Origin of the sequence: Bartonella sp. MR100HLJHH (assembly GCF_042194215.1) — a bacterium.
GTDB lineage: Bacteria > Pseudomonadota > Alphaproteobacteria > Rhizobiales > Rhizobiaceae > Bartonella > Bartonella grahamii.
In genome coordinates, this window is record NZ_JBHIMR010000009.1 from 49,194 (window position 1) to 62,112 (window position 12,919).

General features: G+C 38.2%; 11 protein-coding genes and 2 pseudogenes. 6 read left to right on the forward strand and 7 right to left on the reverse strand.

Features of this window, described 5'->3' with window-relative positions:
• The first annotated feature begins 55 nt into the window (after window positions 1–55).
• A complete protein-coding gene (locus ACFIJ7_RS06590; RefSeq protein ID WP_012754892.1) occupies window positions 56–325 on the forward strand; it encodes an accessory factor UbiK family protein in 270 nt (89 codons plus the stop codon).
• Between the two features lie 382 nt (window positions 326–707).
• Entirely contained in the window at window positions 708–1,208 is a 501-nt protein-coding gene (locus tag ACFIJ7_RS06595) for a YbjN domain-containing protein (RefSeq protein WP_012754893.1), read from the forward strand.
• A gap of 45 nt (window positions 1,209–1,253) precedes the next feature.
• Here the strand turns inward: ACFIJ7_RS06595 and ACFIJ7_RS06600 are convergent, their stop codons facing one another.
• Window positions 1,254–2,594 (reverse strand): ATP-binding protein, encoded by a 1,341-nt coding sequence (locus tag ACFIJ7_RS06600; RefSeq protein WP_375644868.1) that lies wholly within the window; start codon window positions 2,592–2,594, stop codon window positions 1,254–1,256.
• An 8-nt stretch (window positions 2,595–2,602) separates the two neighbouring features.
• The gene (locus ACFIJ7_RS06605) at window positions 2,603–3,307 is read right to left on the reverse strand and encodes a response regulator (RefSeq protein ID WP_375644869.1); all 705 of its coding nucleotides are present in this window, start codon (window positions 3,305–3,307) and stop codon (window positions 2,603–2,605) included.
• Window positions 3,308–3,451: 144 nt separating this feature from the next.
• On the opposite strand from ACFIJ7_RS06605, the gene ACFIJ7_RS06610 reads away from it, so the two are divergent.
• Window positions 3,452–4,102: an MBL fold metallo-hydrolase gene (locus ACFIJ7_RS06610; RefSeq protein WP_375635713.1), complete on the forward strand. Its 651-nt coding sequence runs from the start codon at window positions 3,452–3,454 to the stop codon at window positions 4,100–4,102.
• Window positions 4,103–4,167: 65 nt separating this feature from the next.
• Here the strand turns inward: ACFIJ7_RS06610 and ACFIJ7_RS06615 are convergent, their stop codons facing one another.
• Complete coding sequence (locus ACFIJ7_RS06615) at window positions 4,168–4,926, reverse strand: BA14K family protein (protein WP_375644870.1); 759 nt, start codon at window positions 4,924–4,926, stop codon at window positions 4,168–4,170.
• Between the two features lie 732 nt (window positions 4,927–5,658).
• Window positions 5,659–6,627, reverse strand: a pseudogene (locus tag ACFIJ7_RS06620) (helicase-related protein); the annotation flags it as partial.
• Between ACFIJ7_RS06620 and ACFIJ7_RS06625 the strand changes: the two are divergent.
• Window positions 6,622–6,768: pseudogene (locus ACFIJ7_RS06625) on the forward strand (MBL fold metallo-hydrolase); the annotation flags it as partial. The pseudogenes ACFIJ7_RS06620 and ACFIJ7_RS06625 sit on opposite strands and share 6 nt — an antisense overlap.
• A 51-nt stretch (window positions 6,769–6,819) precedes the next feature.
• Here the strand turns inward: ACFIJ7_RS06625 and ACFIJ7_RS06630 are convergent.
• The 3 genes from ACFIJ7_RS06630 to ACFIJ7_RS06640 all read right to left on the reverse strand — a co-directional run bounded on the left by ACFIJ7_RS06630 (window position 6,820) and on the right by ACFIJ7_RS06640 (window position 11,028).
• Window positions 6,820–7,416 (reverse strand): BA14K family protein, encoded by a 597-nt coding sequence (locus ACFIJ7_RS06630; RefSeq protein ID WP_375644871.1) that lies wholly within the window; start codon window positions 7,414–7,416, stop codon window positions 6,820–6,822.
• A 728-nt stretch (window positions 7,417–8,144) separates the two neighbouring features.
• Complete coding sequence (gene uvrB, locus ACFIJ7_RS06635; RefSeq protein ID WP_375644872.1) at window positions 8,145–10,454, reverse strand: excinuclease ABC subunit UvrB; 2,310 nt, start codon at window positions 10,452–10,454, stop codon at window positions 8,145–8,147.
• A gap of 259 nt (window positions 10,455–10,713) precedes the next feature.
• Window positions 10,714–11,028, reverse strand: coding sequence for an SH3 domain-containing protein (locus ACFIJ7_RS06640; RefSeq protein ID WP_273788409.1), 315 nt, complete (start codon window positions 11,026–11,028; stop codon window positions 10,714–10,716).
• A 338-nt stretch (window positions 11,029–11,366) separates the two neighbouring features.
• Between ACFIJ7_RS06640 and greA the strand changes: the two genes are divergently transcribed.
• Together greA and ACFIJ7_RS06650 are read left to right on the forward strand one after the other, a co-directional pair.
• Window positions 11,367–11,840 (forward strand): transcription elongation factor GreA, encoded by a 474-nt coding sequence (gene greA / locus ACFIJ7_RS06645; protein WP_012754902.1) that lies wholly within the window; start codon window positions 11,367–11,369, stop codon window positions 11,838–11,840.
• Window positions 11,841–11,857: 17 nt separating this feature from the next.
• The gene (locus tag ACFIJ7_RS06650) at window positions 11,858–12,916 is read left to right on the forward strand and encodes a glycosyltransferase family 4 protein (RefSeq protein ID WP_375635708.1); all 1,059 of its coding nucleotides are present in this window, start codon (window positions 11,858–11,860) and stop codon (window positions 12,914–12,916) included.
• Window positions 12,917–12,919 lie beyond the last annotated feature (3 nt).

The following is a 12,919-nucleotide window of genomic DNA, read 5'->3' on the forward strand; positions in this document are numbered from 1 at the left end:
TATGAGAATACGCTATAATGCGTGCGTCAATAATTAAAATTTAAGGAAAAATGTTATGCGTAATGGATCAAATCGTATTCTTGATGAATTAGCAAAATTAGCAACAGATGCTGCTGACGTCGCGCAAGGTATACGACGTGAAGCTGGAACAGCTTTTCGTGTGCAGGCTGAAAAGATAGCAAACAAACTTGATCTTGTTTCTCGCGAAGAGTTTGAGACTTTTAAGGAGATGGTGCTGAAAATCCATGCTGATAATGCTGATTTGAAAAGGCGCCTTGATGATTTAAAAAAAGATGATTTAAAAAACGCAGACACAAAAAAGTAAGATAGTTTCTTAAAAAAAAGAATCTTCAAAAAAATATCCCCAATTTTTCAATATGATGCGTGAAACTAAAAAATGCTTAATCTTGAGTCTGTTAGAGTGGAGCATTTGTTTATTTTTGATTTTTTTTTGGGTAAAATACATTTTTTTGAATCAGGGGGGCTGGCGCTATGAAATTGTATCAATACACTGAAAAGACTTGATGATTCGTTTTATGACTATCAGGTTGCCCTAAACAGCGCGATTGTGTTCTGGGTGTTTGTGTACTGTCGATGTTTTTATGTGTATTTGTTTGGTGTAAAGGTTCTGATTGTAGCAAAATATTGTTACAGTTTAGGCGGTTTATATTCTGTTGACAATGTTTTTAAGATGATTGAGGATTGTGATGAGGCTTGCATTTTGCGCCACAGAGAGAAAAGAGCACCCTGTTGACTTTATCGAACAGATTGCCTGTGAATATGATTGGTCGTTTGAGCGGGATGCGCAAGATGAAATTAGCGTTTGTGTGGAAGGAAAGCGCGCAAATTATCGTCTTGCTTTTTCATGGATGGAAGAGCATGAAGCACTTCATTTGGCTTGTTCGTTTGATCTCTCTATTAAAAATGCTCGAACAGCTGAAATACAGCGCTTATTGCTAGCAATTAATGAAAAGTTGTTGTTGGGACATTTTGATTACTGGCAAAGGAATAATTCAGTTATTTATCGGCAAGGTCTTCTTTTGGCTGGTGGGATGCATCCATCTCATATACAGGTTGAAACATTGTTGATACATGCACTTAAAGTCTGTGAAAGCCATTATGTTGCATTTCAGATGGTTGCTTTGTCGGGAGAAAGTGCTTACAAGGCACTGCAGTACACTTTGTTTGAAACTGTAGGGAATGCCTAAAATACACAGTCTGTTATTTTTACAGATGGTTTGCTGAAATATTGCTCATAGGGGGATATCAAGAATAGCGCGTAATCCCCCAAGTGGGCTTTCATCTAATTGTATATTGCCACCATGGCTGCGTGCTATGTCTTGAGCAATAGAAAGACCAAGTCCTGTTCCACTTGCATCTTGATTTCGTGCTTTATCAAGTCGAAAGAATGGCTTAAAAACTTCTGTACGCATATTTTCATGAATTCCAGGTCCATTATCATCGATTATCAATATAAAAGATTCTTGTTGAGAGTTAGCTGTTAGTTTAACGGTTGTGCCGTAACAAAATGCATTTGATACAAGATTGCTGACCAAGCGTGTGAAAGCACGGGGACGTACTTGTATTTCTGTAGGACCTTCAATGGTGTAAAAAAATTGACGTTTGTGAAGATGAGCATCGGCGGAGAATTTTTGCATAAGAGCATTTAAATCAAAAGTCTTGACACTTTCACTTCCTTCACCACGAGCAAAAGCAAGATAATCTTCTAATATATTTTGCATGTCACTTACATCTTGCTCAAGCGGTTTAGTATCAAAGTCAGTATTTACTAATGCTAGCTGAAGTTTAAAGCGTGTAAGAATGGTTCTTAAATCATGGCTTACTCCTGAGAGCATCATGGTGCGTTGTTCGATTTGGCGTTCAATACGTTCTCGCATACGTAAAAAAGCAATGCCAGCACGACGGACTTCATCAGCTCCTTGTGGTTGAAATCCTTTTGGTAAAGGACGACCGCGTCCAAAGCTTTCTGCTGCTTCAGCCAATTGTTGAATAGGTTTAATTTGATTGCGCAAAAAGTAAATTGCTATCAGTAATAAAACAAGAGCTGTTCCTACCATCCAGCTTAAAAAAATAGCAGTATTGGAAGCGTAGGCTTGGCTGCGTGGAGCAAAGACGCGTAAGATATTGTGACCAAGGTGGATACGGATTTCAACAAGATCAGAATCTCCTACGGTATCGATCCAGAAGGGACGGTTAATTTGGCGGGTGATTTCTTCACTTAAAAAATAGTCAAGAATTGCAAAAAATGGCTTAGGTCCTGGAGGGGGTAAGGAGGTAGGAGATAGAATAGAAATGTTTAATCCCATGCGTTGTTGTGCAATACGCTTGATATCTCCATAGTTATCTTGTTGTGGATATGTTTCAAGAATATCAATAATGGCTGAAATGTCATGCACGACAGCCATTGAAAGACGCTCGGTTACCATTTGCCAATGGCGTTCCATAAAGACATAAGCAATGACTGTTTGCAGCAGTACCATTGGAGCGATAATAATGATCAAAGAGCGAGCATAAAGCCGTTTAGGCATTTTTTTCGTTAACCATCGAAGAAAAAATCTTAAAGGTTTGATCATTCTTGTGCCTATTCAATAGAGAGTTTGTACCCTATTCCTCGCACGGTTTGGAGCCATATAGGCAGTGCTGGGTTTTTTTCGATTTTACGACGAAGGCGGTTGATCTGTACATCAATGGCACGTTCACTTATATTGCTGTCATCGGCCGCGAATTTATGGCGCGGAATTGTATCGCCTGCATTTTCGGCAAAAATGACCATCATTTCTTGTTCTTTATCTGTTAATTTAATAATTTCTCCTCCTTTTTTGAGTTCGCGTCGTGAAATTGAAAATATATAAGGTCCAAAAACGATCTGCTCAATTTTGGGTTGGTGAGGGGGAAAGCCACGCCGTAAAATGGCATTGATACGAAGGAGAAGCTCACGAGGGTCAAAAGGCTTAGCAAGATAATCATCTGCACCCGCTTCTAAGCCACGGATACGATTGTCTATTTCTGATAAAGCTGTTAGCATGAAGATAGGAACATCCTTTGTTTGGCGGAGTGAATGAGTAAGATCAATACCGTTTTCACCAGGCATCATGACATCAACAATAAGAAGATCAAAATCTAAACTTGCCAACAGTCGTCTTGCTTCATTAGCATTGGCTGAAACTGAAACACGAAATCCATTTTTAATGAGAAACTGAAATAAAAGATTGCGGATACGAGTGTCGTCATCAATCACAAGAAGGTGAGGTGCGTCATCACACAAAACTTGAACATGATCGGACATTCTTAAAAACCTTGATAAAAATTTAGTTTACATAAAATGCAAGTTTACATAAGTTGTATAAAGCTGTCGAGCAGACTATTTTTTGTAGAGGGAGAGGAATGCTCCTTATAAACTTAGTAAAATTTTACTTTTGAAAAGGACGTCATGGGGAATCTTAGTGCACATATTATTCCAGTTACGACATTCCAACAAAATTGCACTTTGCTTTTTGATAGTGAATGTAAAACGGGGGTTCTCGTTGATCCCGGTGGTGATTGGCCGCGGATTCAAGACGTAATCGAAAAGAATGGCGTTATCGTTGAGGCTATTTGGATAACACATGGTCATTTTGATCATGTGGGAGCAGCAATGCAAGCGAAAGAGGCGCTTAATGTAAAAATTATCGGTTCACATCGCGATGATAAGCCTGTGATGGATGCCGTGAGCGAAAGCGCAAGAAATTACGGCATCACTGATGCGTGCATCTGTATTCCTGACCAATGGTTAGAAGATGGTGAGTGCGTTCATTTTGCTGGACATGTGTTTAAGGTTTTTCACACCCCAGGACATTCTCCTGGTCATGTTATTTATTTCAATGAAAAAGAACGCTTAGCTCTCTTGGGTGATGTGCTCTTTCGTGGTTCTATTGGACGCACTGATTTCCCCTTCTGTTCTCATGAAAAATTGATGCACTCTCTTCGAGAAAAAGTTTTACCCTTAGGCGATGATGTTTGTTTTATCTGTGGGCATGGTCCTAAAAGTAGCATAGGCTATGAGCGCCAAAATAATTCTTTTCTTCAAGATTTTAATATATGAGCAAACAAAAAAACGCTTTGAAGCGTTTTTTTGTGCCATTTAAGACTTTTTTAGTAGAACAGAAGTTAATTTATTGGGGCATAACAAATGTGTTCCAAACCATTACGGTCTCGAAAAGTCCCTGTTTTAGGGTTGAAGGAACGGTATTTTTTCTTGCAATAGTTAAGCCAATCAGATTCTAATGATTGCTGGAGTGGCTCATATTCCACCGTTTGCTGCACCTGATAAACTCTTTGATTTTGCGGAACTTTTTGATAAATTACCTGATTTTGTGGTACTATTTGATAAACCACTTGTGGCTGTTCTGGTTTTTTTAAAATTGTACCAAGAATACCCACCGCTAAAGCATCTCCTGAGTTGTCTATATGAATATTACTGTGTTTTGTCTTTTTACGCTCAATGTGATGATATGTTTTGTTTTCAACATGATGATAATAATGATGATGTTGATGATGATGTTGATGATGATGTTGATGTTGTTGTTCCGTCCTATTATGTTTGGCTTTAAATCTTCTAGAGTTTTCTTCAGAAAGCTTGCGGAAATCATCAACAAACTTTTGGAAATCATCAGAATGACAGACATTTTTGCTATCAGAACAATGGGAGCTAGAAAAACGGGAACGCCAGATATCATCAATTTTCTTATCAATTTCCCTTGTCGCATCATCTCTTTCTTTACGCATCTTCCTCTTCATATCATCTATTTCTCTCGTGAGAGGGTGAGTAAAGTCCCATGCCATATCCGCAAGCGTTGCATTTAGCGGCATGAAAACGGTTGCAGTTGACATTGCTGATAATACCGCTAGCTTGATCACCTTTTTCATAATGATGCTCCTTGTGTAAATTCGTATTTTTCACATCCTACACGTTTCAAACTGAATAGAGCCTGAATAATTTTGGACTTTATTGTGGCAAAACAAATGAAAATTCATTTAGTTAAACCTATCGGAGATACAGTAAAATAAAATCATGACAGAATTTTGATTTCAATTAATGTACTCTGCTTGAGGTTAATTAATAAGTTTGTATTAAGAGTCCACGATTTTTTACTATGGAATATAAACTCTTTATTTAGGGATACTTTTTGTATCACTTGATACAATATAAATTGAATAATAGGTGTATGAATAAAAGTTATATCATTTTTTATCATAAGCTTATGGTGCTATGATAAATTCTTGTTTTACTTTATTTGTGTTATAGAACAGTATCCTGTTTGAATATTCTCTTGTAAGGCTAAATAATATTTGAGTTCTATATCATAGTATAACTTTATAAAGATAATACATTTTATGATTTTTTTGATATATATATAAAATATTTTCTTTAAATTTGTCTTCTTTTTTAAAGTTTAGAAGTTTTTTACATTTTTAGGGATTTTTTATAACGCGGTTTAACAAGAAAAAATGTTCTCTCTCATGGTGTTTTAGATAAATTGGAGCTTCCTTGATGTTTGAGGTCGTCTGTTTTGCGGATAGTGCTGTTTGCTTTTGAGCTTTAGTCGTTTTTTAGAAGAGCTGAAGATTATTTTAGGCGGTTTGAAATTTTTTGCTCCTTTATTGATTGTGTTTTTTTCGTTTTATTGTTGCTTGATTAGGGGTGTTTTTACCAGATTTTCCTTTTCGATTTTCCAAAATACCAGTGTCCATGGTTGGTCCCATGTGTGCAAGGTCTGGTTTGGAGAAAAGATTTGGTTGTAACACGGGCTCATGGGTGGATTGTTCGTTATGATGTGTTAAGGGGTTCTCAGCGATTTCTAATTCTATCTTTTGTAATTGTTTGATTTCATCGCGAAGTTGTGCTGCTTCTTCAAAATTAAGATCAGCAGCAGCTTCATGCATTAATTTTTCGAGGTGTTTAATATGAGATGCTAAATTGTTGCCAACCATATTTTTTTTGATACTTTTGGGTGTGATATGGTGTTCTTCATTATAGGCTATTTGTTTTTGTCGACGTCTTTGTGTTTCCTGTAAGGCTCGTTCTATGGAGCCTGTGATTGTATCTGCATAGAGGATAACGTGGCCATCTACATTACGTGCAGCACGTCCGATTGTTTGTATGAGGGAAGTTTCAGAGCGCAAAAAGCTCTCTTTATCGGCATCTAGAATGGCAACAAAACCACATTCTGGAATATCTAAGCCTTCTCGGAGCAAGTTGATACCGATGAGGACATCAAAGGTGCCAAGCCGCAGATCGCGTAGAATTTCAATGCGTTCTAATGTATCAATGTCAGAATGCATATAGCGTACGCGAATATCTTGTTCGTGGAGATATTCAGTTAAGTCCTCGGCCATACGCTTTGTGAGAACTGTCACCAATGTACGGTAGCCTTTTTGAATTGTTTTACGAATTTCATTCACAACATCATCGACTTGATTGCTGGCTGGACGAACCTCTGTTGGTGGATCAATGAGCCCTGTTGGACGAATAATTTGTTCTGCAAAAGTGCCATGAGATTGTTCTATTTCCCAGCGTCCTGGTGTTGCAGAGACGGCAATAGTTTGTGGGCGCATGGCATCCCATTCTATTTCGATGAAAAATTGATGCAATCCCTTCGAGAAAAGGTTTTTCCCTTAGGCGACGACGTTTATTTTATCTGTGGGTATGGTCCCAAAAGTAGCATAGGCTATGAACGCCAATGGAATCCTTTTCTTCAAAAGATCTAAGGGGGTGGGCATCAAAAACCCGCTTTAGAGCGGGCTTTTCTCAATGTTAATTCAATTTACTGGAGCATAGCAGACATGATTTAAGCCATCACTGCCTCGAAAAGTCCCTGTTTTAGGGTTGAAGGAACGGTATTTTTTCTTGCAATATTGAAGCCAATCAGATTCTGATGATTGTTGTACTGGCTCATATTCCACCGTTTGCTGCACTTGATAAATCACCTGATTTTGTGGTGCGTCTTGATAGACAATTTGTGGCTGTTCTGGTTTTTTAAAAACTTTACTAAGAACTGCACCTGCTGCAAGAGCAAGAATGCCCAATGCTAAAGCATTTCCTTGAATATTACTGTGTTTTGTCTTTTTGCGTTCGACATAATGATATGTCTTGCTTTCAACGTGATGCTGATGTTGTTCTCTCCATGTCTGGCTGAAATAATGACGCTTGTGGGGATCATCAAAAGAGTGATGTTCACTATGAAAAGAATGGGAGCTAAAATTGCGAGACGGTAAACCAGCCCCCCTCTTCATTTCACGCATGGTATCATAGTAACTATGATACCGTGCCATATCCGCAAGCGTTGCATTTAGTGGCATGAAAACGGTTGCAGTTGACATTGCTGATAATACCGCTAACCTGATCACCTTTTTCATAATGATGCTCCTTGTGTAAATTCGTATTTTTCACATCCTACACGTTTCAAACTGAATAGAGCCTGAATAATTTTGGACTTTATTGTGACAAAACAAATGAAAATTCATTTAGTTAAACCTATCAAAGATACGATAAAATAAAATCATGACAGAATTTTGATTTCAATTAATGTACTCTGCTTGAGGTTAATTAATAAGTTTGTATTGAGAGTACCCGATTTTTTACTATGGAATATAAACTCTTTATTTAGGGATACTTTTTGTATCACTTGATACAATATGAATTGAATAATAGGCGTATGAATAAAAATTATCATTTTTTATCATAAGCTTATGGTGCTATGATAAAGTCTTGTTTTACTTTATTTGTGTTATAGAACAGTGTCCTGTTTGAATATTCTCTTTTGATGCTAAATAATATTTGAGTTCGATATCAGAGTATAACTTTATAAAGATAATACATTTTATGATTTTTTTGATATATATAAAACATTTTCTTTAAATTTGTCTGCTTTTTTAGAGTTTAGAAGTTTTTTACATTTTTAGGGATTTTTTATAACGCGGTTTAACAAGAAAAAATGTTCTCTCTCATGGTGTTTTAGATAAATTGGAGCTTCCTTGATGTTTGAGGTCGTCTGTTTTGCGGATAGTGCTGTTTGCTTTTGAGCTTTAGTCGTTTTTTAGAAGAGCTGAAGATTATTTTAGGCGGTTTGAAATTTTTTGCTCCTTTATTGATTGTGTTTTTTTCGTTTTATTGTTGCTTGATTAGGGGTGTTTTTACCAGATTTTCCTTTTCGATTTTCCAAAATACCAGTGTCTATGGTTGGTCCCATATGTGCAAGGTCTGGTTTGGAGAAAAGGCTTGGTTGTAACACGGGCTCATGGGTGGATTGTTCGCTATGATGTGTTAAGGGGCTCTCAGCGATTTCTAGTTCTATCTTTTGTAATTGTTTGATTTCATCGCGAAGTCGCGCTGCTTCTTCAAAGTTGAGATCAGCAGCCGCTTCATGCATTAATTTTTCAAGGTGTTTAATATGAGATGTCAAATTGTTGCCAACCATATTTTTTTTCTCGATGACATCAGGGATATTTGTGCGAATATGGTTGTTTTCATAGCCTGAATTGAGAATATCTCCGATATTTTTTTTGATACTTTTCGGTGTGATATGGTGTTCTTCATTATAGGCTATTTGTTTTTGTCGACGTCTTTGTGTCTCCTGTAAGGCTCGTTCTATGGAGCCTGTGATTATATCTGCATAGAGGATAACGTGGCCATCCACATTACGTGCAGCACGTCCGATTGTTTGTATGAGGGAAGTTTCAGAGCGCAAAAAGCCCTCCTTATCGGCATCTAGAATGGCAACAAAACCACATTCTGGAATATCTAAGCCTTCTCGGAGCAAGTTGATACCGATGAGGACATCAAAGGTGCCAAGCCGCAGATCGCGTAGAATTTCAATGCGTTCTAATGTATCAATGTCAGAATGCATATAGCGTACGCGAATATCTTGTTCGTGGAGATATTCAGTTAAGTCCTCGGCCATACGCTTTGTGAGAACTGTCACCAATGTACGGTAGCCTTTTTGAATTGTTTTACGAATTTCATTCACAACATCATCGACTTGATTGCTGGCTGGACGAACCTCTGTTGGTGGATCAATGAGCCCTGTTGGACGAATAATTTGTTCTGCAAAAGTGCCATGAGATTGTTCTATTTCCCAGCGTCCTGGTGTTGCAGAGACGGCAATAGTTTGTGGGCGCATGGCATCCCATTCTTCAAAGCGTAAAGGGCGATTGTCCATACAGGAAGGTAGGCGAAACCCATATTCTGCTAGGGTTGCTTTTCTTCGAAAGTCACCTCGGTACATGCCTCCAATTTGGGGAATGGTTACGTGGCTTTCATCGATAAAAACAAGAGCATTGTTTGGAATGTATTCGAACAAGGTTGGTGGTGGTTCACCAGGTTTTCGTCCTGTTAAATAGCGTGAATAATTTTCGATTCCAGAGCATGAGCCGGTGGTTTCCAACATTTCCAAATCAAAAATTGTACGTTGTTCTAAACGTTGTGCTTCTAAAAGACGTCCAGCTGCGTTCAACTCATCAAGGCGTTGAGCGAGTTCCATTTTGATCGATTTCATCGCTTGGTTAAGTGTTGGGCGTGGTGTTACGTAGTGTGAGTTGGCATAAATTTTAATCGATTGAAGATCGCCTGTTTTTTGTCCCGTTAGAGGATCAAATTCCGTAATTGTTTCCACTTCATCGCCAAAGAGCGAAATACGCCAAGCACGATCTTCGAGGTGGGCAGGGAAAATTTCGATTGTATCCCCTCGAACACGAAAGGAACCACGAATGAAATTGATATCTTGTCGATAATACTGTTGAGAGACTAAATCAGCCAAGAGTTTTCGTTGATTGAGTTTATCACCTTTTTCTATTTTGAAGGTCATAGCAGTATAAGTTTCTACTGAACCAATCCCGTAAATACACGATACAGACGCGACAATAATGACGTCATCACGTTCAAGGACAGCACGTGTTGCTGCATGGCGCATACGGTCGATTTGTTCATTAATTGAGGATTCTTTTTCAATATAGGTATCAGAGCGTGCAACGTAGGCTTCTGGCTGATAATAGTCATAATAGGAAACAAAATATTCGACGGCATTATGAGGAAAAAAACTTTTAAATTCCCCATAAAGCTGCGCTGCTAGAGTTTTATTGGGAGCTAAAATCAGAGCTGGACGCTGTGTTTTTTCAATGATTTTGGCCATTGTATAGGTTTTTCCTGAGCCGGTAACACCCAAAAGCACTTGTGTAGGTTCATCTTTTTGAATTCCCTCAACCAGAGTTTTAATTGCTTGAGGTTGATCTCCCGCAGGTTCAAAGGGTGTTTCGAGTTGAAATGGAATGCCACCTTCAGACTTTTCAGGACGAACAGGGCGGTGAGGTGTCCATAACGCGCCATTCTTAAAAAGAGGATTGCCTGAGGCAATCAGAGCAGAAAGAGCCTCAACTGTTGCTGTAACACCATTTTTCATTGTTGTATCCTTTAATAGAAAAGTGCTGGTGATTTTAAAGAAAATACTAATTTTTACAATTTCATTACGACAACAGCAAAACGTTATTGAACAGATTTATTTTGGTTTATTGGAGCTTTCATTAGGATATTGATCAAGTTTTTTCTATGAGACGAATTCTTCGAAGTGTTTCTTTGGAGGGGGCATATTGTGGTTGTTCGTGGACACTATTGCATTTTTGCCATGATGATATTTAAGATGGCATAAGTTATTATGGCTGTTATGGAGAATAATCGGTACGTTTGGGCACTAAAGACATCGTGTATGTGTGATAAAGATCATTTCCATCTTTAAATGAAAGATAACGAGATGACACCCAACCTATTTGAGTGTTATATCGGATATGGCACCAATTGCCTTCACAGTTTTTAACAAAAACCAATTCTCCAGCAGAGATTAAGCCGCAAAGTGCATACTGAGTGCTAGGACCTGTTCTAAAATTAAGATTTCTCGTAACAAAAGCATCCGCAGCTTCAGATACTGTTGTGGCGAAAAAGAAAGAGCCAAACATAAAAAAAATGACGATTTTTTTCATTCTTCTGTAAAGAATTTCTTTAGAGATTTTCTATCCTTCTCTCTTTGTATCCCATATGATTTCTTTTGCTAGATTATGATAAAACAGAAAAAAATACAATTCTTTCTTCTTTAGGAGACTTTAAAGAGAAGAGTGAAGTTTAACGGTTTAAACACCAAAATGAGATGTTTTAATCACTATTTGTGCATGTTTTGTTTCCTTTATTTATTTTTGTATGGAAAATAGCGATACTGTACTATATAATAAAAAAGATCGTAGTTTTCGGATTCCAAAAGTAATTTTGGAAGCCGTTTTTTGTATTTTTATTAAACCTTCCGTGTAATAGAAAGGGACGGATTATGGAAAAAGTTCCGATGACTACAGCTGGTTTTGAGAGTCTTAAAGAAGAGTTGCGTTGGCGTCAACAACAGGAGCGTCCGCGAATTATTGAAGCAATTTCTGAGGCGCGTGCACATGGTGATTTATCAGAAAATGCTGAGTATCATGCAGCTAAAGAAGCGCAAAGCCATAATGAGGGGCGTATAAATGAGCTTGAAGATTATATCGCACGAGCAGAAGTTATAGATGTCACGCGTCTTTCAGGCGACAAAATAAAATTTGGAGCAACCATTAAACTCTTGGATGAGGATACTGAAGAAAAAAAAGTGTATCAGATCGTAGGAGATCAAGAAGCTGATGTAAAGGTTGGTAAAATCTCTATTTCTTCGCCTATTGCACGTGCACTCATTGGCAAGCAAGAAGGTGATGTGATTGAGGTGAATGCACCCGGTGGTGCGCATAATTACGAGATCATTAAGGTTCAGTACATCTAAATAACATATGGATTATTATGCGTGTATCTTTGGATGAAACTGAGATTATTGCGCCTCACTTTAAAAGGCGTTTATCGGGAGTAACATCTACGATTATTCAGCTTATTCCACTGCAACGCGAACAGGGTGTGCGTATATCCACTTTGGGGTTTGGTTTACCACAAACTTTGCCGGCTCTTGCTTTTAAGGACCTTTTCGGACTTTGGAAAAGTCCGAAAGGGAAGCCATTTCGTATTTGGCATGCACGACGCAATATTGAGATGCTTTTTGGGATCTTTTTGCGCGATATCTTGAAAATGAAGCTGAAACTTATCTTTACATCGGCTTCACAACGCCATCATAAGCCTTTTACCAAATGGTTGATTCGCTGTATGGATAGGGTTATCGCTACCAGTACACATACGGGCGCTTATCTAGAAGTGCCTCATAAGGTTATTATGCATGGGGTGGATGTGAAGCGTTTTACTCCACCACAGACTCTTGATGATTGCTTTTTTTCGACAGGATTTCCAGGAAAATACGCGGTAGGGTGTTTTGGGCGTCTGCGTTACTCAAAGGGAACAGATTTATTTGTTGATGCCATGATAGCGTTATTGCCTGACTATCCTGAATGGACAGCACTTATCGCTGGTCGTACGACAGAGCAATATTATCATTTTGAAAAAGAATTACACCAAAAGATTGCTAAGGCTGGTCTGGATGATCGCATTATTTTTCTTGGTGAGATTCTGGATATCCCTTTGTGGTATCGTCGTTTATCGCTTTATGTTGCACCTTCTCGTACAGAAGGTTTCGGTTTAACACCATTAGAAGCAATGGCATCACAGGTTGCGGTTGTAACGAGTGATGCAGGAGCTTATAAAGAATTGGTGGTCGAGGGAACAGGAACAGTTGTAAAAGCAGGAGATGGAGCGGCTTTAACAGCAGCAATTGAACCTTATTTTGCTGATGTAGAAAAAACATTGGTAGCCGGAAAGAAAGCTTTAACCCATGTTCGTACACACTTTCCTTTGGAAAAGGAGACAACCGAGATTGAGCGTGTTTACAAAGAACTGTTTGCGGAAAAAACACTTTGATTA